The following is a 23,929-nucleotide window of genomic DNA, read 5'->3' as shown; positions in this document are numbered from 1 at the left end:
GGCACTGGCTGCCGCAAAACCTGGATGCGGTATTGTCTATTCGACATGAGCATTACAATCGCTATCAAGCGAGAAAACGCGACGTTTCCTTTCATTGAGGGATTGGTCACCGAATGACCCTGCCGGAAAAGCGATCACCGATTGACGAACTGCGACTGCGCTACGAGGAGCTAGCGGAGCTGGCCGGGTCGCTGGCGCACGAGATCAAGAATCCAATCTCGGTGATTCATATGAACATCGATTTGCTCGGTGAAGACCTGGAGGAATTGAACGCACCGGAAACGCGGCGTGCGATGGAACGCGTGCAAATCGTCCGTGAGCAGTGTGAGCGGATGCAAGGGCTGCTGCGAGATTTCATGAAGTACACGAAATTAAGAGATATCGATCTGGTTTCGGGTTCGCTGAATGATCAGGTCGAGGCGGTCTTAAGAGCCTATTCGGCCGAAGCCAGCCAACGCGGCATTGAGATCAAACGCTATCTTGACGGTGATCTGCCCTACATCGCCTTGCATAGTGACTCATTGCAAGCCGCCCTAATGAACTTGGTGAAAAACGCCATGGAAGCGACCGATCGTGGTGGGCAGATTCTTGCCCGTACCTACGTGACCAAATCAGGCGTCGCGATGGACTTGATCGATACCGGACGTGGTGTCGACAACAACACCATCTTGCACATGTTTGAACCGTTCTACACCACCAAGGAAGGCGGCAGTGGATTGGGTTTGCCGACCGCACGCAAAACCATTGAAGCACACGGTGGTCGGATCGGCGTGCAAAGCGAAGTGGGACAGGGCACTAAGTTCACCTTGGAGTTCCCCGCTCTGCGACGAATCGTTTCCGGTCTGAATGAGACCGAACAGGATCAGCCCGCAACGTAACTGATCTGATGGACATCCACCCCTTCGTTCGAATTCGCCGTGGCGCGATCTCCTTGGTGGCGATCGCGATTCTCTCGGTGCTGGGATTCCGCGTCTTGGCCGGCTATGGCTGGGTGGAGTCGGTGTGGATGATGGTGATCACCATTTCAACGGTGGGCTATGCCGAACAGAGCGATCAGGGCACGCTGTTTCAGCTGTTTTCCATTCTGGTGATTTTAGTTGGAACCACGGCCGCAGCTTACACCTTCACCGGTTTCGTTCAGTTGGCATTGCAGGGCGAATTAGATCGAGAATTTGGGCGACGAAGAATGAAAAAAGAAATCGCGAAGCTAAAACAACATACCATCGTTTGCGGTTTTGGTGGCAGTGGCCGAATCCTGGCACAGTACCTCGAGAAACGCAACGACAACTTTCTAATCATCGAACAAGACCCGCTGGCGTTCCAGCAGGCCGTTGAATATGGCTACACCGGAATCCTTGCCGATGCCAATGACGATGAGACGCTGGTCAAGGCTAGTGTGACCGACGCCAAAGCCATTGTGATCGCTTTGGGATCCGATGCCGCCAATGTCTTTGTTACGCTCTCTGCTCGTAACCTTTGCCCCAACGTGCGCATCGTCGCACAGGCCGAACAGGAAAGCACTGCCAAGAAACTCTGGCAAGCCGGTGCCAATGAGGTCGTGATGGGACACCAAATGGTTGCCCAATACATGTCCCGGTTGATCACCCGTCCCGTTGCGGCTCGCTTCTTTTCATCGCTAAACAGTCCCGAGTTTCAAGACTTGATGCTGGACGAATTGATCATTCCCAAAGGCAGCGCGCTAGAGAATCAATCCATCGCTCAATCACGCATTCGTGATCAGCATCAACTGTTGGTCGTGGCGATTCGTGATGACGAAGACCGATTGCACTTTAATCCGCCCGGCCATCGCAAGCTGCAGGCGAACGAAACGCTCGTCGTGATGGGCAACCAAGATGATGTCGAAGCGTTTCAAGAAACGTATCAGCTGGTCGAGGTGAACACTTGATCTGCGAAGGCTGAACCAAGTTGATGCGGCTGCTGATGGTTCGTCGCTCGTTAACACTTTTCCAACAAGCAATCGACATAAGCCTCAATGCGGCGAATGTTATTTGCCACGTCCACCGGCTCATGTTCTTTGACGGCGTCTTCACAGCAGCGAGCGATTTCGCTCAGCTGTGGCAAGCCAACCGTGCCGCCCGAGCCCTTAATCCAGTGAGCTTGCTTGGCGATCGTTGGCAGATCACCAAGTCGCAAGGCTTGGTGAAGTTCAGGCATCTGCAGGTGCACTTTTTGAATCAGTTCAACAGCGTATTCGCGAAGCCAATTGTTCGGTAGATCGGCGACGGCCTTGTCGCTATTTCCGGTAAAAAGCAGTGTTTTTGTTGACGGCAGAGTCACAGCACGTTGTCTCCCAGTAGGCTCGTCATCGCCTAACGCAAGCGTTAAGAAAGCAAGAGTCACGACGGAATCAAACGCTACGCTACTCTGCCCGGGAAGGGGGTGGCAATCCGCTAACCGCGATGGTATCGATGCTCTGATGTCCTAGTCGTAGCGAATCGATCAATCGTTCGACCGCTGGAGCAAAGATGTCCTTAAAGACATGCAGAAAGCCATTCAGGCAACTCTGTCAAAGAAGGCGGCCTGCCCTTGGGGCCAATGGCTTAGGCTCTTCGGACGACCACATGCGACCCTTGTTTGTTGACCACTTTGACGTTCGTTCCCTGGTCGATGAAATCGCCATCACTGACCACGTCAACGAACTGATCGTTGAATTGAATTTTGCCACTTGGGCGTAGCGGGCTGACCGCCTTCCCCGTGTCGCCAACAGCAATCACTTGCCAGCCGGGAACGTCATTGGTCGGGATCGCCGTTGCCTGGGCAGCGTTCAACGTTGGGGGTGCCAGAGTCAAGCGACTTAACCCGGGGATCGAACCGATGTATTTCGAGATCGCGATCAGCGCGATGAAGAACCCTGTAAAGCCACCGAAGATCGTCAGTGCATCGCCGCCCATCGACATCACCTGCTCTCTGGTTTCCGGAATGGTGAATCGCTGCGATGCGAGCAGCAATCCAGCAAACATCAGCAACATGCCTGAGATGCCTGCCACACCAAAGCCGGGCACGACAAAGATCTCCAGCAAGACACAGATCACCCCCAAGCCGAACAACGTCACCTCAAGCCATCCTGCAGTGCCGCCCAGAAAGCGGCTCCAGAAGAACAAGCCAAAGCAAGAAATCGAAATGATGCCACCGACGCTCATCCCGGGAGCGCTCAGTTCAAACAGCAAGGCAATCAGTCCGACCATGATTAATACCACCGCCATGAAGCGTGAATTCAAAATTGGAATCACGTAATCCATGGTTTGGGTATCGTTCTTGACGATGGGCGTTTTAAGATTCAACTGATTCGCCAAGCTGGCTTCATTGACCGCAACGTAGTCGGCAAGACCGAGTTCCACAGCGCGCTGCCCGCTGACGAATAGGAATCGATCTTTCTCGGCGTCAGGCAGTGGTTTGCCCAGTTCCCATTGATCGGCATCATCCATCAGTTTGTATTCTTTGTCACTGATGTAACGCAGCGTGCCGTCTTCTTTGTGTTGGGCGTGATAGACCAGCATGTCCTTGCTGGACATCTTTTCGACCAGCGCGACAGGGCGGCCGTTCGCCTTGGCAATCGTTAGCACTTTGGGGATCAAACTATTGAGCTTCTCGGGAACATGGCGGAACTGTCCGCTGGAGTCCATCGTGATCATGCCTGCGTCACCAATATGTGCTCCCGGACGCATGGCGATGACATCGCAGGCAAGGCTGACAAAGGCGGCCGCGCTGATAGCGTCTCGCTCAATCCAGGCAACGGTTTGGATCCCTTCGGTCTCCATGATCAGGCTCGCCATTTTCAGGCTCGCGTCCACCTCCCCGCCCGGGCTGTCAATGTGAACGAGGATCACGTCGGGGTTTGCGTCAACGGCTTGCTGGAACTTGCACGCGAAGACTTCCAGCAAGCTTCGATCGATGGGACCGTGCAGCTGCACTTGAATTGCGTTGCGAGCCGCAGCCTGCTGATCAACAGCCGGTTTTTCCTGAGCCTCTGCGGTCTGAGTTCCAGCGACAAGCGAAAGAATGACCGAGAACAGGCAGGCCATCAAAACGCTGCCGATGTTGAACCGCAGGCGGGCTGGCATTGGCTGGTTGCAGAATCGTGATCTGATGTGATTCATTTGGCTGTTCACTTGAAAATGGTCAGTCCAGCGATTCCGAGCTGGCAAAAGAAGGAGCGCCCGCCCGGGGAAAGAGCCGCCTGTTGCATTGTAGGCAGATTTTTTGTCTGCGCAGGGCGATCGCTTCGGGCAAAAACGCATTAAATCTCTCGTTGAAACACTCGGTTCAGCGATCCTCCCGCTCTCGAACCCCTGGCCAAGTACGATAAGAGACGATCAGTGGACTAAAATGGTTTGCACAGAATTTGCAACTGGCATGCAATCCCCTTCCCCCATTCGAAAGAGTTTGAACGCATGAAATCGAAATCTCCCCTTGCACGCTGGCGCGCGCTTGCATGTCCAGGGCGCGCGCTTGCGTCTTTGACTCTGACCGCTGCTCTGTTTCTGGTCTTGGTTCTGCCAGCTCGGTCAGGGTTTGCTCAGCGTCCCAGTGACGCGCCCGTTGCGTCGATCGCTGGACAATCACTTGATGCCTGTGCCCAGGATTTGCAAAGCCCGAATCGAGTGGTGCGTTTAAGAGCGATTCGAACACTTGGCTTCTTTGGTCAACCGGCGGCCGACGCTTTGCTGGAGGCGCTTCAGCATGACGATACCGCCGTGCGTTTTCTGGCCGCGGCGCATGTTGGACGATTGGGTGGCAAAGCCTTGGAGCAAGCTCAGCCCCAGCTCGCTAAGCTGGTCGCACAGGATCAGCCATTGCCAGTGCAAATGTCTGCGGCCTACGCGCTTTGTGAGGCCGGTCAAACCAAGCAGTATTTGCCCGCCTTGATCACGGGGTTGCAACATTCCGAACGCGGTGTCGCCTGTCATGCAGCTGACTTGCTAGCGCGATTAGGCAAGGACGCGCAAGGGGCTCGATCAGCACTGCAGGACGTCTATGCCAGAAACAAGCCCGGCGTCAAAGGGGGTGATTATCACTTGGGCGGTGCGGCCAACAATGCCCTGCGTCGCTTAGATGCCAAATGATGCTCGTCTGGTGATCCAGTCACGGATTGAGTGTGCAGGTCCTTGCGTTTTCTCGCATCGATCCTTTCCCGCGTTCATTGGTTCGGTTTTATTGTTATTGAGTTTCCAGACATGAAGAACATCTGTTTCAAGCCTGATGGCTTGCTGCTTACCTTGATCATTGTTTTCAGCCCCTGTTGGGCTGATGGCACGACCGCGAATGCCGATTCGCGTCCCAACATCGTATGGATTAGTTGCGAGGACATCTCGCCGAACCTGGGTTGCTATGACGATCCACACGCCATCACGCCTCACTTGGATCGCTTGGCAGCTGCCGGCGTGCGATTCGATTCAGCGTTCACCCCGGCGGGTGTTTGCGCGGTGGTGCGTAGCAGTGTGATCACGGGCATGTACGCTCCGTCGATCGGTTCACAGCACATGCGTAGCAACATCATTCCTCCAGCGCACGTCAAAACGCTTCCTGAGATGTTGCGAGCGGAGGGGTACTTTTGCACCAATCGCAGCAAGACGGATTACCAGTTTTCGCCAACGCCCGCAATGTGGGACAGACAGGGGAGCAAACACCAGGATTGGCGCGAACGCCCTGACCCCAAACAGCCCTTCTTTTCGGTGATCAACCTGACTGTTTGCCACGAAAGTCAAATTCGTCATGGTGAAAAACGCCATCAACAAGTGATTCAGCAGATTGGAAAAGAAAACCAACGCGATCCAGACGCTGTGGCAGGGACTTTGCCTGAGTACCTGCCTGATACTCCGGCGACTCGCAAAAACTGGGCATGGTATCACGACAACATCACCTTGATGGACAAAATGGCCGGCGAGGTCTTGGACCGTTTGGAAGCGGATGGTTTAGCTGACAACACGCTCGTCGTGTTTTGGAGCGATCACGGCATGGGGATGCCACGCGGTAAAAGGTGGATTTACGATAGTGGAACACGGATTCCCGTGATCATGCGCTGGCCCGATCATTTGCCCGCTGACTCCGCGCGTGAAGACCTGGTCAACACCGTTGATTTAGCACCCACCATGTTGTCCGTTGCTGGAATTCCCGTGCCCACACACATGCAAGGCCGCGTGGTGATTGGGGCCGACCGGCAGGACGAGCCGCCTTATCTATTCTTTCATCGCGATCGGATGGACGAAGTCTATGAGTTGCAGCGCGGTGCTCGCGATCGTCGCTGGAAGTACATTCGCAACTATATGCCCGAGCGAACGTACGCGCAGCGAATTGATTACATGGACGCGATGCCAGCGATGCAGGACTGGCGCAGGCTGAACGCGGAGGGAAAACTTTCCGGCGGACAAAAAAATTGGTTCGCAAAAGAAAAACCTTTTGAAGAACTTTATGACTTGGAAAATGACCCCTGGGAATTGAACAACCTGGCAGGCACGAGTCAGTATGGTGAACGGTTGGCCCGGATGCGGGGGGCGACCGAGGATTGGCAAGAGCGCATCGGGGATACCGGGATGATTCCCGAAGCCGTTTTGATGGACGAAATGAAGCTCGCTGGAGTGACACCGCAGGTCAGTAAACCCGTGGTGCGGATTGTTGGCGGGAAAGCTGCCATCAGTTGCCAGACCGATGGTGCATCGGTGGTTTATCGTTGCCGCAGCGCCGGTGATGGTTGGGAAGATTGGAAGCTTTACGTGAAGTCCGTTGACTTGCAAAAAGGTAGGGAAATTGAGGCACTTGGCTGCCGAATTGGTTATCGAAATAGCCAGCCAGTCCGCCAGTTGGATGAGTGAAAATCTGCTTGATCAAAGGCCTGTCAGGCCCATGGTTCATTTTCATTTGGGACGCTTGGGAGTACAATGCACGCATTCACAAGCGACGAGACTTGTTCGTCTTATTGGTAGAACGGCCAGCATATGGTATCGTCGTACTCGCATGACCACTGATGGGTGGTTTCAACGACTCGCCGCTCGGCGGAACGTTGGGGCAGCCTAGAAAGAATCATGCGATTCCGGGAAGATAAGGAGCACGTTCCCGCGGAGCCCCAATGGATGATGCGGGATCGGTAAATGCTCAGAGGCGGTTGGTTCCAAGCTTGTACAAAACTTGTAACAGGGCCGGCCAGAAGAGAGTGTCGATTCAATCTAGCACTGACTTAGCCTTCGGTTGTCAGTGACCTCGGTTTAACGACGCGATCTCAATCGGGCGCGATAGGTAGACATTTTTGTTTTTTGAGAGAGCTGTGCAGGCACAGTTGGTTTCGCTGTTGAATTCAACGTCGCTGCAGGCATGCTCGTTTCAGGTCCACTCATTTGATTCACCTAGGAGAATCTGAACTAATGACCAAGTGCAAGTTGGAATACATCTGGTTGGATGGCTATCAGCCCACACAAAGCCTGCGAAGCAAGACCAAGGTCGTCGAAGACTTCAGTGGTAACGTCGAAGACGCCCCCATGTGGTCCTTTGATGGTTCCTCTACCGAGCAAGCTCCTGGCGGAGCCTCGGATTGTTTGCTCAAACCAGTTAATGTGATCCCCGATCCCGGCCGCATTGGCACCGGTTTCTTGGTGATGTGCGAAGTGCTCAACGCTGACGGCACTCCACACCGTACCAACGGTCGCGCCACGATCAATGATGACGATAACGATTTCTGGTTCGGTTTCGAGCAAGAATACACCCTGTGGGATCCTGCCACCGATCGACCCATTGGCTTCCCAGCCGACGGTTTCCCCGGTCCTCAAGGTCCTTACTACTGCAGTGTCGGTACCGGCAAAGCAGTTGGGCGTGAGATTGTCGAAGAGCATCTTGAGTTGTGCTTGCAAGCTGGCCTCAACGTCGAAGGCATCAACGCCGAAGTGATGATGGGACAGTGGGAATACCAAATCTTCGCCAAGGGTGCCAAAGACGCTGGCGACCAAATTTGGTTGTCTCGTTACATCTTGGATCGTTGTGCCGAACAACACGGCATCGAGATCAACTATCACTGCAAGCCTGTTCAAGGTGACTGGAATGGTAGCGGCATGCACGCTAACTTCTCCAACGAAACCTTGCGCACCTGTGGTAGCCAAGAAGTTTACGAAGCGATCTGCCAAGCCTTTGAGCCACGCATCAAAGAGCACATCGACGTTTACGGTGCCGACAACGATCAGCGTTTGACCGGTCTGCACGAAACTCAGTCGATCGACAAGTTCAGCTACGGCGTTAGCGACCGTGGTGCTTCGATCCGAATTCCAATCGGGACCGTTGAAAACGGTTGGAAAGGCTGGTTGGAAGATCGTCGTCCAGCGTCCAACGCTGACCCATACATGGTTGCCAGTGCGATCATCGCTACCGTCAAAAGTGCAGCGGTTCCTGCCTAAGCAGAACCCCACTGAGAATCAAAATAAAACCCGGCGAGGTCATCTCGTCGGGTTTTTTTATTTATCAAACACTTCGCCACCAAACCCTGGCGAACGCCAAAACCGCTGATGGCAAAACCGTCGGGTGCCGTGCTTGCACGCATCAAAAAAAACGTGGCAACGCCAACCGCAGGCCAATGACAAACGAAACCGCTTCATCAAGCGGGAGAGTGTTGTTGATCGGGCGTGGCGAACGCCAAAACGGCTGACGGGGCTGCGGCTCACTGCCTGTCGGCATTCAGTTTGTCCGCGATCTCAACCAATTCGACAAACTCCGCCTTTAGCTCATAGCGATCTTTTTCCATGCTGCCCTTGGCGGTTCGGATCACATCCTTCAGGTTCCAGGTTCCCGCTTTGTTGGTGTCGCTCGACCGCAGGCTACGCAGTTGCATGCCAAAACTTGCCACTGAGGCAGCGAATCGAAAGTCTTGATCTGCATCGCCAAAGGGAACCACGACGGGGTTGACCCCGATTTCTAGCGTCTGGCCAGTGCCTTCGTCTGGTTGTTTGTAACTCAGTAGCACCGTCATGGCGTTGCCGGCATTCTGATCACTTTCCGGCGGTTCGGTTTCGTCCTCTGGAGGGTCTGATTCGGCTGGGGCAGCGTTTGCGGCTGCATTTCCGTCTGCCGTCGCTGGCAGGATCATCGGAGTCGCGGTTGGCTGATTGGGGCCAGTTGGGATCAGTTCGTAGAACGCGGTGACTTGATGTCCGGCACCAATGTCCCCACCATCTTTCTTGTCGTTGTGAAGGTCACCAGCAGCCAGCCTGCGGTTTTCGTATCCGATCAGGCGATACTGAGCGATCTGTTTGGGATCAAACTTGATCTGTAATTTCACGTCTTTGGCGATCGTCACCAGGGTTGAGTTCAGTTCTTTGCCGAGCACTTTGGTGGATTCGGCTTGTGAGTTGATGAAGGCGTAGTTGCCATTACCGGCGCCGGAGATTTTCTCCATCATGGCATCATTATGATTGTCCATGCCGAAGCCCAATGCGGTCAGAAACACACCGCTGCTGGCCTGTTCTTTGATCAGTGAGACCAGGGCATCGTCATCGGTCATGCCAACATTGAAGTCTCCGTCGCTGCAGAGGATCACACGGTTGACGCCGCCTTCGATAAAGTGATTGCGGGCGCTGTCGTAGGCTAGCTTGATACCTTGCGAACCATTGGTGCGTCCTGCGGCGGTAAGGCTATCCAGTTTGCTGATGATTTTCTCGCGTTGGTCGCCTTTGGCCCCGTTGATTGCGACTCCCGCTGATCCAGCGTAGGTGACGATCGTCACGCGATCATCGGGGCGAAGTTGCTTGGTCAATGACTTCATGCCAAACACAACCAGTGGCAGCTTGTTAGGCTCACTCATTGATCCACTGGTGTCGAGCAAGAAGACCAAGTTACAGGCCGGGCGTTGCTGGTTGCTGATTCGACGACCTTGAATGGCCACGCGAGCCAGTTGGTGACCGTCGTACCAAGGGCACTCGGCAATCGATACGTCAGCGCGGAAAGGATGCGGTTCTTGTTGCTGAGGCGCCTGATAGTCGTATTCGAAATAATTCACCATCTCTTCGATTCGAACGGCATCACGACGGGGGCGGGTGTGATGGCGCAGTAGCTGGCGAACTTTGGTGTAGCTGGCGGTATCAACGTCGACCGAAAAGGTGCTCTCGGGATGTTGTTTGGCGGAAATGAATGGGTTCCTAGCGATGTTGGCATAACGCGAACCGTCTGGGACCGCTTCGGTTTCTTGGCCCTCATCCTTTGATGCGAATTTGCGGTCATTGGCGTTGGGAGTGGAGGTTGACTCAGCGAAGTCAGCTTCCATTTCAGCGGTGCCGTTGCTGCGTTCCTCTGGCGTGGGCTTGATGGCACGTCGATTGACATTTTTGCGAATTCCGAAGGCAGCTTGTTGACCACTTTCCTGGCCGTTCTGGCTCTGTGTCGGTGCAGGCTGTTGTGCTTGTTGTCGCATCGCCTGAGGATCCGAGCCGCCGCCGAAGAGATCTTGGACCGTTGGAAGAGCATCGCCAGCAGGAACCGACGGTGGCTGAGCCTCAGATGGTTCGCCATCCCCAGGAGCTGCATTGGGCATCGGCAAAACGCTTGACCGTGGGCGCGTTTGTTGCAGGCTGTTCATCGCCAAGGGTTCGCGGCCGAGGGGCCTCGTTTCACTCTTGTCAGCTAACTCGCCAGTTGGTTTGTCAGCCGGGTTCCCTGCATCTGGCTTCATCGGGCCTGCGTCAGCAAAATTGGCCGAGCCGAAACCAGCCGAGCCAGAACCAGCCGGGCCAAGCGCATCGGCGTCACCGCGAGCCGGTTCCTTTTGAGTCGATTCGGTGGAGGTTGCTTTTTCCGTTCGACGCGGCGCGGCCATTCGGGCACCCATTGCTGGTGTCGGCGGTTGAGAGGCACGCGGGGCCTCGGTGTCTGCTTGAGGTGGCGCAGCGGACGGTTGGACAGCCATCGGTACCGCTCCACTGGGCGGCACGTTGCCAGGCAGATCAGCAGCTGGCATTGAACGCATCATCGGGGACACGGCAGCCGGTGCGGTCTTTGCACTGCGACTGACCGACTCTGTGTTGCCTTCGGGTTGGCCATTGCCGTCGGATTCTTCTGCCATGGTTTCTGTTGCCGCTTCGGCGGGCACGTTCAGCGATCGTGCGGCACCCATTCGCGCTCCGCCGAGTGCTGGTGGTTTGGTGGTCGGCTCGTCCTTCATCTCGCCGATCAGGCGTTCGTCCTCCGCGTCCAACGCAGTGACATCTGCCGCGACAGCTTTTGTGCTTGGCGCTTTCGTGTCGGCAAGCTCAGCACCGGCTGTTGACTCTGGCGGTGTTGCTTGCGGAGTTTCGTTTGCGCCAGCCGGAGGCGCGTTGCCTGCCAAGTCACGTGCAAGCGGTTCCACCGCCTGTTTGACGTTGTACTCGGCCATGTCAAAGTCAGTGTATCTGGGGGCAACATTCAGGACGATGATGATCGCCGCTGCGCTGGCCAGCAATGTGATCACCAGACGCAGGGCCCTGGAACGCCCGCGTGAGGAGGATGGTTCGATGTTGTTTGTCGGCGGTGAGTTGCCCCATTGAGTGGCTGCCAAGATGGCTTCTTTGCGCTCTGGCTCCAGCTTCAGCGGGCCCGCTTCACTGGAGCTGGGGACTGCGAACACCGATTCCAGTTCCGTTGTGATCTCTCGAGCTTGTTGCACCGCAAGTTGCAGTGCAGGATCGGCGTCAAGTTCGGCTTCAAAAGCTTGCAGTTCCTCGTCCGCCAGTTCGTGCATGACATAGCTGGTCACGCGGGGATCATCCCAAACGTGATCCAGAGAGTCGTCATTGAATTCGCGAGGTGTGTTTGGCGAATCAGTCATGATGAAATGCCTTTTGGCAACGAAAGATTGAGTGGTCGTGATTCCGGCGATTCAGTTCGCCGCTGCGTTGAAGTGACTGCGTTGAAGTGGTGGTGGCGCCGTCACATCGCCGTGCAAGCCGCTTTCAGTGATCGGATCGCGGCGTGCAAATGAAAGCCAACATTGCTGACCGAAAGTCCGGTGACTTCAGCGATTTCCCGGTAGCTCAGTCCAGCCTGAATTCGCAATCGCAACACTTCTTGTTGTCGTTTGCTTAAATTCTGGACCAGTGATGTCAGGCGACTGGTCTCTGCTTGACGCTGTTCGTCATCGGCGATCTGCGTCGCAGCATCGGGGCGGGGGTCAACCACGGGAACCTCCTGCATGTCTTGTGCGTGTGAGTGTTCGGTGCGGTGCATGTCAATGATTCGGCTGCGGCATACAGCAAACAGCCAGGGGCGAACGCGGTGCAGAACCTTGTCAGGATCCTGCTTACAGAGTCTTAAAAACGTTTCCTGAACCGCATCCTGAGCGGCTTGCCAGTCGCCACTTAGCATCTTGCCGGCATACGCTAGCAGGGACCGTTCGTAGGTCTCGATCAGTTGCTCCAGCTCCTCTGCTTGCCAGGGTCGCGATTGGGGGCTGGTCGCCGTGCTGGCGTCGTCGGTCGGTGGGCGGGAATTGAGCTGCGGTGAATTGTCGCCCAGGGGAGGGGCGGTTCCAGGATCAGCGATCGCCTGGCGCGTCGTTGACGTCGCTCGATCAGCGGTCGAACTGAGCCCGCCCTGGTCAGGCTGCGTACCCTCATCGCTGCCGGCATCTGGTGAAGATTGCGGCATCAGTGTGTCCATTTCAGTGGCCTTTGACGGTCGCTGCGGCTTTCGATCGGTCATGAAGTTCACGCGGAAAAATCAAAGCGGTCTGGAAGGGAACACGACGCCGGGGACTGTATCTTAGGTGCCAGGAGAAAAAAACTTCAGAATTTCGCAGTGGTTCCGCTCAGGAATTCGCGGTCCAACTTTCCCCGCAGGTCTGTGATTTCTCTTGACCCAAGAGAAGACCTGCGGGTATTAAACTGTCCCAGCCTTTCCCAAATTACCCAAAAAGGTGCAGGCAAGGCTGAGTGTTACAGCAAGGGCCGTCGCATGACGTTTCCGCAGGCTCATTGACGATGTGACACATCCCTATGAATCAATTGTGACCAAGGAAGGTTCCCTGATGACTCACCCCGCAGATAAAGTCCCTCTTCTAAATATCAACCAAGATAACAAACCCTTGCGGGACGACTTTGTTGAAGCTCTTTCATCTGTCGTTGATAGCGGACGCTTTTTGTTTGGCCCAGACGTCAAAGAACTCGAAAAAGAGGTGGCTGAACTCAGCGGTGCCTCACATGCGGTGGGATGTGCATCAGGCAGTGACGCGCTGCTGCTCTCGCTGATGGCGCTGGACATCGGCCCGGGCGACGAAGTGATCGTGCCCAGTTTTACCTTCTTTGCTTCGGTCAGCTGTGTGGTTCGCTTGGGAGCCACGCCGGTGTTTGTCGATATCTGTCCCGATACCTTCAACATCGATCCAGAAGGCATTCGTCAGGCGATCACCGCTAACACCAAAGCCATCATTCCAGTGCACCTGTTTGGCCAGTGTGCACGCATTGATGAAATCTGTCAGCTCGCCGAACCACACAACATTCCTGTCATCGAAGACGCTGCTCAGGCCATCGGCGCTGGCTACAAAGGTCGTCCCGCAGGTAGCTGGGGATTGACCGGTTGCTTTAGTTTCTATCCCACCAAGAATCTTGGTGGAATGGGGGACGGAGGAATGATCACAAGTAATGATGCCGACTTCGCTGATCGCTTGCAGTTGTTTGCCGGTCACGGCATGCGTCCACGCTATTATCACCAAGTGGTCGGAATCAACAGTCGATTGGATACCTTCCAGGCGGCAGTCTTGCGAGTCAAGTTACGGCACTTAGAAGAAGCAACTCGCTGCCGGAAAGCCATTGCGAGTCGCTATACCGAATTGTTTGAACAAAGCGGTTTGCTGGACGGTCAGCAAATCACTCTGCCAGCGATCGATCCAAATGCGGACCACGTTTGGAACCAGTATGGGATTCGCGTCAGCAGTGAGCGTCGCGACGATCTGCGAGCTTTTCTGGGGGAAAGTGGTGTGGGGAGCGAGATTTACTATCCGATTCCTGTTCACCAACAGGAGTGCTTCGCTGCTCTAAAGGTTGATGACAGTCAATTGCCGGAAACGATTCGAGCCAGTAAAGAGATTCTGAATCTTCCGATCTTCCCCTCGATGAGCGAAGCCGAACAGGATCGTGTCGTGGCAGTGGTCACGCAGTTCTACCAAAGCGGCCAGAAGCAAGTGGCTGCCTAGTTGCCGGCATCAGCTTTCTAACGAAGTCAATCCCACGCGAATGGCATACTTGGTCAACTCGGCAACGGAGTGAATGTCCAGTTTGGCCATGATCTTGTTGCGCATCGCGTGGACGGTTTTGGGGCTGAGATCATACCGTGCAGCGATTGCTTTGGCGTCGTTGCCTTCGGCCAGCAATTGGACGACTTCGCGTTCACGTTTGCTGAGCGAGATCAATACGCCCTGGTCGGAGATCGGTCCAGGTTGTTCATCGCGAACGTGCATGTTGACCACAACACCGGCAATCTCCGGGCTTAAGTAGATCTTTCCTGCCATCACCGTGTTGATGGCATTGATCAGTTCGTCAAACGCAGCGTTCTTGAGGATGTAGCCTGAGGCACCGACACGTAAGACTTCGGTGACAAATTCGGGGTCTGAATAGCTCGACAGGGCGACCAGTTTGGGTTTGGGCCAAAGGGTTCCCGAGAGGATTTCTCTGGCCGCATCGACCCCGTTTAAAACGGGCAAGGCGATGTCCATGATAATGAGATCAGGGCCCAGTGATTCGGCGGCTGTGATCGCATCACGGCCATTGTCGGCTTGGCCAATGATTTCGTAGCCGGCGTTTTCACTCAGGCAACTGATCAGGCCATCACGAAAAATTTGGTGATCGTCAACCAGCAGGATTCTCATTGTAGGGACTCCTTTTGCACGGAGTTTCGTCGCCCGGGGCTAGCTGAATCTGCCGGGCAGGGAAGACGCAACGTCACGCTGCTTCCCATCTCTGGTTCGCTGGCAACCAGCAATTCGCCGCCCAACCCTGCGAGTCGCTCGCGAATGCTGAACAGGCCATAAGTCGCATGGTCGCTCCTGTGATCATCGGTGTGGGGTTCGAACCCTTTCCCGTCATCAATGACGGTGATCGAGATCGTTTGTTCACGGCGATCGAGTCGCACGTGGATGTCCTCTGCTGAGGCGTGTTTCACCGAGTTATGGATCAGTTCGCGCGTGGCGTAATAGAGCAGGATCGCCAAATCAATCGGCAAGCTCCGCCAGTTGCCCGATGATTCAACCTCACAGTTGGGCGTCTGTTCTTCCGTGACCACACGAGCAACCGTTTTGATCGCCGCTGGCAAGCCCAGTTCGTACAGCACTGCAGGGCTCAGGTCAAAGGTCACCTGACGCACTTGTTTGACGATGCCTTCGATCAGTCGCAGGGCGCTACTTGAGTGAACGTTGCCACCGCTTGTTTCGCAGAGCTCCGCGAGCTTGCCAATGTGCATGCGAACCACCGTTAGGTCATGGCCGATGGTGTCGTGCAGAACTTGAGCCAGGCGTTGTCGTTCCTTGGCTTCGGTCAGGGTGACTTCTGAGGAGAGTTGTCGCAGGCGTTTGCGCGAGGCTTCAAGCTCGTGTCGCTGCTTTGTGCGAAGCGTGACATCACGAGCGATGGCAAGCAAGACCTTTTTGGGTTCAGACTCGACTTCGGTCACCCGGACTTCAGCGGGGAAGGTGACTTCATCGCGGCGCCGGAGCATGCCATCAATCTGCAACGGGGCGTGCTGGCCGGCCTGAGTCCATGGTTGTTTCAGTTCGCTTTCGGTTCGCTCAGTGATTTCGTGAACCTTCATCGATAGCAACTGGTCACGCGTGTACAGTAGGCTTTGGCAGGCACTCTGGTTGACGTCCAAAATGTTGCCCTGGTCATCAAACGAAAAGATTGCGTCAGCAGCATGGTCATACAACCTGCGCAGGTGCAGGTTGGCCGCATACAGTTCAGCACTCTTGGCTTCCAGTAATCCCTCGGCTTGTTCACGAGCCCTGCGCTCGCGCTGTGCCGCTCGTTGAAGTAGTTCAAGTTGCTCCATTGTCCTCGCCACGACGCAGTCTGAAAATGACCTCGTTGCCGTTTGCATCGACAACCTCGCGTTCAATCGTAATCGGTTCGTTGAACCAATCGGCACAGCCTTGCATCAGGCCCTCCGCTAAGTCCGGTAAACCGCGTGGTGATTTGTAACGCATCTCCAGCGATCCGTCAGGATGCTGTGTCGTTTCAAAGCTCGGTAATGTTGCTTCCGGATACAATTTCTTCACGTTGGGGTGGATGACTTGTTCCAGCGACGTCAGTAGTTCAAAACAATTTGATACTGAACCAACTTGTGCAGGATAGCGATCGGATAGTCGAGCGAATAAGTGTTTGCCAAAGGCATAAAGCAACTGATTGGCCCCCAGTGATGTTTCCTTGCTGAGCGCGGCGACAATGTCGTAAAGCTCTTGGTCGGCATAGGTGCCCACGGCGGTGTAAGCCCCATCAGATGGGCTGTCGACCGAAGCCAATACCGTTTCCAAAACCTCGAGTCCCATTTGCTCCTGCACCATGTCGATTAGCTCGACAAACACGACGCCTTTCATCGGTTCTTGTTCCTTGTTTTCGAACAGCGAATGTGTGGGGAGGTTTCTTTTTAACGGTTGATCTGGCAGGTTGACGTGAACCCATTTTCAACCTTTTCCCGTCGACTCTACCCCAGAATTAACTGTGACGTTGTGACCGTTAGAACTCCAGTCGGTGAAAGCTTCGCCTTGGGGGATTTCATCCTCGATCGCCTGTGTTCCATCAGGACAGATCATCCACGCTCCCATCAGCCGTTTTGGCGTTAGCCACGGTTTTGGCGACGACACGGCTGCGCAAAAAAACGGCCTCACGGCCGGCGGCTAATGGGACATCAGCTGTTTCGGCTGAAATCCGTCTCGTTGTGTGTTACGATGGTGTGCTGTCCGGCCAACGTGTCGGTCGTCCCCACCTCTCCCCTCCTCCTTTTCAGTGATGACCGTTATCGCTGCGCTTTCATGATCAGTCGTCTTGCGTTGTTCGTCGTCTTTTTGTTCGCGGTTTGCCACGGGACGTTTTCCACCGCTGATGCCGCACCGGGCCAGCGTGCCGCACCGGGCCTGGACTCTTTCTTGGCCAAGCATTGTTTGCGTTGCCATGGCCCGGATCGAGTCGAGCGTGACCTGCGGCTCGACACGCTTTCCCGTGACTTTAAACTTGGTGCTGATTCCCATTTATGGGGCGAAGTCATGGAGCGAATCAACTCCGGAGAAATGCCTCCTGAGGATGAACCACAACCGAGTGAGGACGAGATCGCTGCCGCAGTGGAACAGTTAGATCATGATCTTCAGTTGGGGCGGGATGCGCGGATGGCTGCTCGGCCCGCGGTGGCTCATTATCGACTCAGTCGCAAGGAATACCAAAACACGGTCTATGATCTTTTGGGGGTACGTTATGATCCCGCGAAACCAGGCGAGCTGAATGCTGATCCTCGCTGGCATGGTTTTGAGCGAATCGGTTCTCGGCTTTCATTGTCGCCCTCTCATGTCGAACGCTACTACAGTGCGGCGGAGACGGTGCTGTCGCGAGCGTTTCCGACTGAAGAAATCAGCCCACAAAAAGTGCGCAAGACCGCCGCCGAACTTCGTTACGCTGGTGGGAAACAGCAGCACGAGTACCTGAAGCGATTCGGGATCTCGCGTCCGCTCCGTTCACTGATTTTTCCCGGACGGTTGCAGCAAGCGTTTCGTCCCAATTGGTTTGGCACGATGGGGCCAGAGCGAAGCGGTCTGTATCGGGCTCGCATGCAAGTCAGCGGCATCCGTCCCCCTAACGGGCAAACACCACACCTGCGCATCGGCCCTCGAACCATTGAGGCAGCGAACGAAGGATTCGTTGAACTGGACGTGGTCGCCACCGAGGACAAGCCCGAGATCATTGAGTTTGAAGTCTTTCTGGAGACCCCAATCAATTTGGATTTCAACGTTGTTGTCTCGGAGATCATTTCTCGTGAAAAGGGCGGCCATCATCGCAATCAGCTTAGCAGCAGCAGTTACGTCTTCACGCACACCAGCGAAACGCAGTTGCTTAATCCGACCGGTCCCAAGTTATTTGACGAAGACAGCAACGGGATCTTTTCATTTGTCTTGCTGGATTGGATTGAGTGGGAAGGTCCGCTGGTTTCCCAGGCCGAGAAAGCGACTCGAGACGACGTCTTGCCGGCGGAATCGGCCAGCGACCCAGAGGTGGCCTCCCAGTTGCAACGCTTTGCCAGCCGTGCTTGGCGGCGCCCGGTAAACGTAAAGGAATTGACTCCGTATCTGGCCGCCTATCAATCTGAGCGTGACGCGGGTGCACAAGTTCGCACGGCGTATCAAGCGGCTATGTTAGGTGTGTTGACCTCGCGGCATTTCACCTATCTGGTCGAAGGCGATCCAGAACGCCGAGATCTGCTTACTGACTGGGAACTGGCTTCACGACTGTCGTATTTTCTGTGGAGTTCGATGCCGGACCAGACGCTGTTTGAAAACGCAGCCAATGGCCAGCTTTCCGCTGACGGTCTGACGGTTCAGGTCGATCGCATGCTAGCCGACGCCAAGCTTGATCGCTTTGTCGAAGACTTCCCTCGGCAGTGGTTGCAGTTGCACCGACTGGGTATGTTTCCACCGGATGCCAAGCTCTATCCGGACTATGACGTTTGGCTGGAAGAAAGCATGCGTGGCGAGGTGGTGCAGTTTTTCCGCCGAGTGTTCAACGAGAACCTCTCGATCGAGTCGTTCATTGATTCTGACTGGACGATGGCGAATCCTCGGCTCTGTGAGTTTTACGGATTGCCAACGCCGACCGCAGCTGGCTTTCAAACCGTGACTTTGCAGCCAAGTGAACAGCGCGGTGGTCTGCTAACCACTGGCGCAATATTGGGACTGACTTCCGATGGGACTCGGCATCGCCCGGTGCATCGAGGGGTTTGGGTGAGCGAAGCGATCTTTGGCAAGTCTCCTCCACCTCCGCCCGCAAACGTTGATCCAATCGAACCCAATCCCGTTGATCAACCCAAAGCAACTGTGCGTCAGAAGTTGCTCGCTCACGCTGAAAATGCCAACTGCGCTGCCTGCCATCGCAAGATCGATCCGCTCGGTTTTGCATTCGATCAGTACGATGCGATTGGTCAGTTTCGTACCCATGAACGAGTGCCCCAAGGAACGGGGGCAGAGCCTCTGGCCGATGCTAGCGGTCAACTGCCTGATGGGCGAACGTTTGCCAATGCGCACGAGTTTAAGCAATTGCTGTTAGATGACCGAGATCAATTCTTGCGTGCTTTTGTTGAACAACTCTGTACGTACGCGTTGCGACGAGTCATGACGGTCGATGATCAAGACGATCTCAATGCCATCGTGCAGCAAGCGAAGGCCGATGGATATCGGTTGAAAGACATTGTGCGCGCGGTCGCACTGTCGGATTTGATGAAGAAACGATAGTCACTTTTGATTTCAAGAGATTCCTATGAAACCTGCTTGGTCGATCGATCGCCGTCATGCTCTGCGTGGCATGGGCAGTTTTATCGCACTGCCGATGTTGAATTGCATGCAGCTTGCCAGCGCTGACAAGGCGCAACCAACGCCACGTCGCAGCGCGTTCATTTATCTGCCCAATGGAGTCAATACTCTGGAGTATCAGGTCACCGGCCAGGGCACCGAGTTTGACTTTTCACGCTCCCTTGCACCGCTGGAGAAACATCGTCAGGTCGTGACGCCGATCAGTGGCTTGCATCACCCTGGCGGCTTGGGGCAGCATCATAATTGTCAAAAGATCTGGTTGACCGGTGGGAAGCTTGGGCCTGCCGATCGCAATACGATCTCTGTTGACCAACAGATGGCAAAAGTCACCGCCCCACACACGCGATTTCATTCTTTAGAAGTTGCCAATAAAGGGGAGTCGCTGTCTTGGACCGCAGACGGGATTCGCTTGCCCGGAATGAGTCGCTGTGCACGTATTTTTGCGCATTTATTCGAAGAGCCAACCAGCGGCACCGAGGCTCAACGCCGCCAGCTGCGACGCAAAGGCAGTGTTCTCGATGCAAACCTTGAAGAGGTGCGATCATTGGAACGTCGGATGGGCAGCGAGGACAAAGGCCGGCTGGAACAGTATTTGTCAGCTGTCCGGGAAACAGAGATTCGCACGCGACGCGCCGATGCTTGGCTGGATGTTCCCCGTCCCAAAATTGCGAACAAAGATCGTCAGCGGACCAACAAGGATGTTCCGCAAACCAATGCTGGCGAATACTTTCGTACCGTCTACGACTTGATCGTGCTGGCGTTTCAGACCGATGCCACTCGGGTGGTCACGTTTAGTAGCGGCATGGAAGGCCAAGGTCTGGCAATTCCAGAGCTGGGGATTTCGCAGTCCCGGCACGAGCTTAGTCATCACAATGGTGATCCTGGCCACATGGAAAAGCTGACCTTGAGCGACCAGTTTAGCGTTCAGCAGTTTGGTTACTTCTTGTCACGTCTGGCTGAAACCCCTGACCTTGATGGACGTCCTTTGCTGGATTCTACGATGTCGCTTTTCGGCAGCGGGATGGCCTACGGTCATAGCCATGGAAATGCCAACCTGCCCTTGGTGCTGGCCGGCGGTTCTGGCTGTGGAATCAAACATGGTCGTCACTTGGATTTGAACCAAGGTCATTTCGATGGCTACAAAATGGATGACGCTGGCTACCATTATCGTCTATGTAGTCGACCCGCAAACGTCAAAGCGCACATGAGTAATCTACTACTGACGATGGCCCAGAAAATGGGTGTCGAGGCGGGGCAGTTCGGTGATAGTAATTGCGAATTGGATCTGACATGAATCGTTGGCTAGCTCTCTGTGTCCCGTTTATCGCTTTGGTTGGCTCCATTGGATTGAGCACGGCTGAAGATCCGTATCGACCTCCCGTGGGCGGATTTGCCGATCCATCACAAGCCAAACCATACCGTGGTGAATTGGTGTTTGTCGATCATATCAATCGACGCGGTAGTTTGCGTTTGCATGTGGATGGGCACTACCATGAAGGTAAATTGCATCATTTTGCGATGCTGCCTTATGGCGTCATTCGCTATCGAGGGGCTCCGGCGGAATTGAAAGACATTCCCATTGGGACCGTGTTGTACGGCCGGTTTTATCTGCCACCTGATCCGAAAACTTCCATCGTTCCCAGCAATCATGGTCGTGACGTGACGGCGCCAGCAGAGACTTATGCGGTGTTGTTAGAGGATGGGCCGAGTCTGGCGATACGGGAACAGAAATCGTGGACCCTGAGCAGTGTCAAAATTGACGGTGAGGCCGGCGAACTGGTGGCCAGTCTGCCACGGCTAGAAGGCGGCGAAGGCTTGGGCGGTGAGCATAAACTGACGATTGATGGTTCGACACGCATCTGGCGTGGCCGCGAATTGCTGGGCATGCAGGACCTGATCGACCAAGCCGAGTGGCCCAAGTCAGGCACGATGGACCTGCAAGGCGTGGCGGTTCAAATGAGTTTGGCGTGGCACCCGCGTTACCTGTATCAACAGTTTCATGTCAATGATCTGTGGCTCGATGAAGCGGCGATGGCCGTCGCTGCAGAACGCCAGCGACAACGTCACATCCGACACATTCGAACGCGCTGGATGCCCGCGATGATTGATTCCTGCGACTACGGTCAATTTGGAAACGCCACCGTCAAAGCCACGCTACTTGGCGGCATGGATGAATCGCTGTACCAGCAGTTTAAGCCAGCGCTTCGTGGCAAGATGGCCGTTGCTGAGGACACGCTGCGTACCTGGTGGCCGGACCATGATGGCATGGATGGACAGATCACTGATGTCCAGCAAATCGATCAAGCTCCAGTGCTTGGAAGCAGCGGCATTCAGATCACCTTTGAGGTGCCGTTGATCTTGGAAGGCTTTCGCCCCGGCAGGCTGGTTCGTGTGCGACCGCAGAACTGGCCCAACGTGAAACCACCGGTTGAAGAACGTGTGCGGAGCATCAACGAGCGTTGGCCTAGTGCAGAGATCTTTCAGAAACGCTAGCTGAGTTCCATTACGCCGCATCGGTCGACGTTGGTTGCGCATGCGCGGCGATCGAGTTCCACTGGCTCGTGTTTGCTCTCGCTGGGATTTCGCCTTGTGAAAACGAACGCTCAGTGCTTGCGGTCTCCTATCAACTCCGTTCATGATCGCGCATAATCATTCTGAATCTTGCGCTCTTCAGGTGGACTACAAATGAAACCCCTTGTTCAAATTTCGTTGGATCTGACCAACATTGACGAGGCACTGGAAACGGCCGAAATGGCGATCCGTGCTGGAGTTGATTGGCTGGAAGCTGGCACCCCGTTGATACTGGCCGAAGGCTTGCATGGCGTGCGTGCGTTGCGGGAGCGTTTTCCTGACGTGCCGATTGTGGCTGATCTGAAGACCATGGACGGCGGCTACCTGGAAGCGGAAATGATGGCTGGCGCGGGGGCGACTCATGTTGTGGTCATGGCTCGGGCTCATGAAGAAACCATCCGCTGTGTTGTTCAGGCCGGAAAAGACTTTGGTGTTGCCGTGATGGGCGACAACTTGGGCTACCAGACCATGGTTGACGGTGCCAAACGCTTGGAAGAGTTGGGCTGCGACTACATCGTGCATCACATCGGTTACGACGAACGACGTGGCATCGCAGCGCGTGGGTTGCCGATGCCAAGTCCGCTAGATGATCTCCGTGCGGTCGTGGATGCGGTTGAGATTCCCGTCCAAGCGGTGGGTGGATTGTCGTTAGAGCAAGCCATCGCCTGTCCCAGTTATGGGGCGCCCTTGGTGGTCTTGGGGGCTCCGCTGACCATAGATGCCGATCAGTTCAAAACCGCTGACGGTAACTTGGAAAGTTCATTGAAGCTGATTTGCGATCAGGTGCACGCATTCGGAGAGGTGTCCAAATGACTCAGTCGCCCGCTGTCGTTAACTATTCTCCGGAAGCCTATCATGTCGAACTGCGTGAGTTCGCTCAGCCCACAATCGGTGATGATGACGTGCTGGTCGAAGTCGCTGCTGTCGGCGTGTGTGGCAGCGATCTGCATCAGTGGACCAGTTCGCATAGTTGGCCAGTCAACTATCCCGTGGTGCTAGGACATGAATTCGCCGGCACGATTGTGCAGACCGGCAGGAACGTTCAAGGTTGGCGTGAAGGTGACCGCATCGCCAGTGAAACCGCTGCGGTGATCGATCCGCAAAACCCGCTGACGCGGCGCGGTTTGTACAACCTGGATCCGACTCGAAAAGGATTCGGGTACGGCGTCGATGGTGCGATGACACGGTACACGCGTGTGCCGGCGCGATGTTTGCATCAGGTTCCAGAAACTCTGCCGTTTGAATATGCCGCGCTCACTGAGCCTTGCTGTGTGGCATACAACAGTGTGATTGGTAACTCAAGAATCAATCCAGGGGATCGCGTGCTGGTGATCGGCCCTGGGACCATCGGGATCCTCTGTGCTGCCATCGCCAAGCTTGCCGGTGGCCAGGTTGCTGTGTTGGGATTGCCCTCCGATGCCGAGCGATTTGAAATCGCCAAGCAGTACGGCTGTGAAACCTTAACCGATGCCACCGAATGGGCGCGTGAGCGTGACGGCATGGGAGCAGACGTGGTGATTGATGCTGCTGGTGTTTCAGCAACGCTGAAAACGGCGATCGATTTGGTTCGCCCAGCCGGTTGGATCACAAAGGTTGGCTGGGGGCCAAAGCCATTGGACTTTTCCATTGATCCGCTGGTGCAAAAAAATGTGACGCTGCAGGGTAGCTTTAGCCACCACTGGACGATCTGGGAGCGCGTCCTGGCGATGCTTGATAGTGGTCAGCTGGATGTGAAGCCCATCATTGGGGGACAATGGCCGCTAGAGCAATGGCAAGAGGCCTTTGAAACCATGCACTCTGGTTCAGTGGTCAAGTCGATTCTTAAGCCAACGCTTTAAT

18 protein-coding genes are annotated in these 23,929 nt (G+C 55.1%); 11 read left to right on the top strand and 7 right to left on the bottom strand.

Annotation, left to right across the window (positions count from 1 at the left end):
* The first annotated feature begins 113 nt into the window (after positions 1–113).
* Together SV7mr_RS20905 and SV7mr_RS20900 are read left to right on the top strand one after the other, a co-directional pair.
* A complete protein-coding gene (locus tag SV7mr_RS20905; protein WP_145276348.1) occupies positions 114–878 on the top strand; it encodes a sensor histidine kinase in 765 nt (254 codons plus the stop codon).
* A gap of 8 nt (positions 879–886) precedes the next feature.
* Positions 887–1,906: a potassium channel family protein gene (locus SV7mr_RS20900; RefSeq protein WP_145276346.1), complete on the top strand. Its 1,020-nt coding sequence runs from the start codon at positions 887–889 to the stop codon at positions 1,904–1,906.
* Positions 1,907–1,956: 50 nt separating this feature from the next.
* Here the strand turns inward: SV7mr_RS20900 and SV7mr_RS20895 are convergent, their stop codons facing one another.
* Together SV7mr_RS20895 and SV7mr_RS20890 are read right to left on the bottom strand one after the other, a co-directional pair.
* Positions 1,957–2,298, bottom strand: a complete 342-nt coding sequence (locus SV7mr_RS20895; protein ID WP_419187707.1) for an Hpt domain-containing protein — start codon at positions 2,296–2,298, stop codon at positions 1,957–1,959.
* Between the two features lie 263 nt (positions 2,299–2,561).
* Entirely contained in the window at positions 2,562–4,118 is a 1,557-nt protein-coding gene (locus SV7mr_RS20890) for an NfeD family protein (protein ID WP_419187706.1), read from the bottom strand.
* 360 nt (positions 4,119–4,478) lie between these two features.
* Between SV7mr_RS20890 and SV7mr_RS20885 the strand changes: the two genes are divergently transcribed.
* The 3 genes from SV7mr_RS20885 (at position 4,479) to SV7mr_RS20875 (ending at position 8,396) form a co-directional block, all read left to right on the top strand.
* On the top strand, positions 4,479–5,084 hold the full coding sequence (locus SV7mr_RS20885; RefSeq protein WP_419187705.1) for a HEAT repeat domain-containing protein: 606 nt from the start codon (positions 4,479–4,481) through the stop codon (positions 5,082–5,084).
* 111 nt (positions 5,085–5,195) lie between these two features.
* Positions 5,196–6,830: a sulfatase family protein gene (locus SV7mr_RS20880; RefSeq protein WP_145276337.1), complete on the top strand. Its 1,635-nt coding sequence runs from the start codon at positions 5,196–5,198 to the stop codon at positions 6,828–6,830.
* A 546-nt stretch (positions 6,831–7,376) separates the two neighbouring features.
* Positions 7,377–8,396 carry a glutamine synthetase beta-grasp domain-containing protein gene (locus tag SV7mr_RS20875; protein WP_145276335.1) on the top strand — a complete coding sequence of 340 codons (1,020 nt, stop codon included), beginning with the start codon at positions 7,377–7,379 and terminating at the stop codon, positions 8,394–8,396.
* A gap of 260 nt (positions 8,397–8,656) precedes the next feature.
* Here SV7mr_RS20875 and SV7mr_RS20870 read toward each other — a convergent pair whose 3' ends face one another.
* Entirely contained in the window at positions 8,657–11,794 is a 3,138-nt protein-coding gene (locus tag SV7mr_RS20870; RefSeq protein WP_145276332.1) for a YfbK domain-containing protein, read from the bottom strand.
* A gap of 101 nt (positions 11,795–11,895) precedes the next feature.
* Positions 11,896–12,666 carry an RNA polymerase sigma factor gene (locus SV7mr_RS20865; RefSeq protein ID WP_419187704.1) on the bottom strand — a complete coding sequence of 257 codons (771 nt, stop codon included), beginning with the start codon at positions 12,664–12,666 and terminating at the stop codon, positions 11,896–11,898.
* Between the two features lie 325 nt (positions 12,667–12,991).
* Here SV7mr_RS20865 and SV7mr_RS20860 point away from each other — a divergent pair, with 325 nt between their 5' ends.
* Positions 12,992–14,155, top strand: coding sequence for a DegT/DnrJ/EryC1/StrS family aminotransferase (locus SV7mr_RS20860; protein ID WP_145276329.1), 1,164 nt, complete (start codon positions 12,992–12,994; stop codon positions 14,153–14,155).
* 9 nt (positions 14,156–14,164) lie between these two features.
* On the opposite strand, the gene SV7mr_RS20855 is transcribed toward SV7mr_RS20860, so the two are convergent.
* From SV7mr_RS20855 to SV7mr_RS20845, 3 genes are read right to left on the bottom strand one after another with little or no spacing between them, the layout of a single operon-like run.
* Positions 14,165–14,827 carry a response regulator gene (locus SV7mr_RS20855; RefSeq protein ID WP_145276327.1) on the bottom strand — a complete coding sequence of 221 codons (663 nt, stop codon included), beginning with the start codon at positions 14,825–14,827 and terminating at the stop codon, positions 14,165–14,167.
* The gene (locus SV7mr_RS20850) at positions 14,824–16,014 is read right to left on the bottom strand and encodes a PAS domain-containing sensor histidine kinase (protein WP_419187703.1); all 1,191 of its coding nucleotides are present in this window, start codon (positions 16,012–16,014) and stop codon (positions 14,824–14,826) included. The genes SV7mr_RS20855 and SV7mr_RS20850 overlap by 4 nt, the downstream gene beginning before the upstream one ends.
* A complete protein-coding gene (locus SV7mr_RS20845) occupies positions 15,989–16,546 on the bottom strand; it encodes a heme NO-binding domain-containing protein (RefSeq protein ID WP_145276323.1) in 558 nt (185 codons plus the stop codon). The genes SV7mr_RS20850 and SV7mr_RS20845 overlap by 26 nt, the downstream gene beginning before the upstream one ends.
* A gap of 435 nt (positions 16,547–16,981) precedes the next feature.
* Between SV7mr_RS20845 and SV7mr_RS20840 the strand changes: the two genes are divergently transcribed.
* The 5 genes from SV7mr_RS20840 (at position 16,982) to SV7mr_RS20820 (ending at position 23,928) form a co-directional block, all read left to right on the top strand.
* Positions 16,982–19,441 (top strand): DUF1592 domain-containing protein, encoded by a 2,460-nt coding sequence (locus tag SV7mr_RS20840; protein ID WP_145276321.1) that lies wholly within the window; start codon positions 16,982–16,984, stop codon positions 19,439–19,441.
* 25 nt (positions 19,442–19,466) lie between these two features.
* Positions 19,467–20,813 carry a DUF1552 domain-containing protein gene (locus SV7mr_RS20835; RefSeq protein WP_145276319.1) on the top strand — a complete coding sequence of 449 codons (1,347 nt, stop codon included), beginning with the start codon at positions 19,467–19,469 and terminating at the stop codon, positions 20,811–20,813.
* Complete coding sequence (locus SV7mr_RS20830) at positions 20,810–22,012, top strand: hypothetical protein (RefSeq protein ID WP_145276317.1); 1,203 nt, start codon at positions 20,810–20,812, stop codon at positions 22,010–22,012. The genes SV7mr_RS20835 and SV7mr_RS20830 overlap by 4 nt, the downstream gene beginning before the upstream one ends.
* 192 nt (positions 22,013–22,204) lie before the next feature.
* The gene (locus tag SV7mr_RS20825; protein ID WP_145276315.1) at positions 22,205–22,903 is read left to right on the top strand and encodes an orotidine 5'-phosphate decarboxylase / HUMPS family protein; all 699 of its coding nucleotides are present in this window, start codon (positions 22,205–22,207) and stop codon (positions 22,901–22,903) included.
* Positions 22,900–23,928, top strand: coding sequence for a zinc-binding dehydrogenase (locus tag SV7mr_RS20820; RefSeq protein ID WP_145276313.1), 1,029 nt, complete (start codon positions 22,900–22,902; stop codon positions 23,926–23,928). Before SV7mr_RS20825 ends, SV7mr_RS20820 begins: the two co-directional genes overlap by 4 nt.
* Position 23,929: the final 1 nt, after the last annotated feature.

This window comes from Stieleria bergensis (genome assembly GCA_007745635.1).
Taxonomy (GTDB): Bacteria; Planctomycetota; Planctomycetia; order Pirellulales; family Pirellulaceae; genus Stieleria; species Stieleria bergensis.
The sequence above is the reverse complement of the archived record's forward strand: the minus strand, read 5'-3'. Positions and strand labels throughout refer to the sequence as shown.

Bases quoted from the DNA above. Each gene is read 5' to 3' on its own strand.
- SV7mr_RS20840 (WP_145276321.1), top strand. From the start codon at position 16,982: ATGATCAGTCGTCTTGCGTTGTTCGTCGTCTTTTTGTTCGCGGTTTGC.
- SV7mr_RS20855 (WP_145276327.1), bottom strand. From the start codon at position 14,827: ATGAGAATCCTGCTGGTTGACGATCACCAAATTTTTCGTGATGGCCTG.
- SV7mr_RS20820 (WP_145276313.1), top strand. From the start codon at position 22,900: ATGACTCAGTCGCCCGCTGTCGTTAACTATTCTCCGGAAGCCTATCAT.
- SV7mr_RS20880 (WP_145276337.1), top strand. From the start codon at position 5,196: ATGAAGAACATCTGTTTCAAGCCTGATGGCTTGCTGCTTACCTTGATC.
- SV7mr_RS20890 (WP_419187706.1), bottom strand. From the start codon at position 4,118: ATGAATCACATCAGATCACGATTCTGCAACCAGCCAATGCCAGCCCGC.
- SV7mr_RS20865 (WP_419187704.1), bottom strand. From the start codon at position 12,666: ATGACCGATCGAAAGCCGCAGCGACCGTCAAAGGCCACTGAAATGGAC.
- SV7mr_RS20830 (WP_145276317.1), top strand. From the start codon at position 20,810: ATGAATCGTTGGCTAGCTCTCTGTGTCCCGTTTATCGCTTTGGTTGGC.
- SV7mr_RS20860 (WP_145276329.1), top strand. From the start codon at position 12,992: ATGACTCACCCCGCAGATAAAGTCCCTCTTCTAAATATCAACCAAGAT.
- SV7mr_RS20825 (WP_145276315.1), top strand. From the start codon at position 22,205: ATGAAACCCCTTGTTCAAATTTCGTTGGATCTGACCAACATTGACGAG.
- SV7mr_RS20835 (WP_145276319.1), top strand. From the start codon at position 19,467: ATGAAACCTGCTTGGTCGATCGATCGCCGTCATGCTCTGCGTGGCATG.
- SV7mr_RS20870 (WP_145276332.1), bottom strand. From the start codon at position 11,794: ATGACTGATTCGCCAAACACACCTCGCGAATTCAATGACGACTCTCTG.
- SV7mr_RS20845 (WP_145276323.1), bottom strand. From the start codon at position 16,546: ATGAAAGGCGTCGTGTTTGTCGAGCTAATCGACATGGTGCAGGAGCAA.
- SV7mr_RS20905 (WP_145276348.1), top strand. From the start codon at position 114: ATGACCCTGCCGGAAAAGCGATCACCGATTGACGAACTGCGACTGCGC.
- SV7mr_RS20875 (WP_145276335.1), top strand. From the start codon at position 7,377: ATGACCAAGTGCAAGTTGGAATACATCTGGTTGGATGGCTATCAGCCC.
- SV7mr_RS20900 (WP_145276346.1), top strand. From the start codon at position 887: ATGGACATCCACCCCTTCGTTCGAATTCGCCGTGGCGCGATCTCCTTG.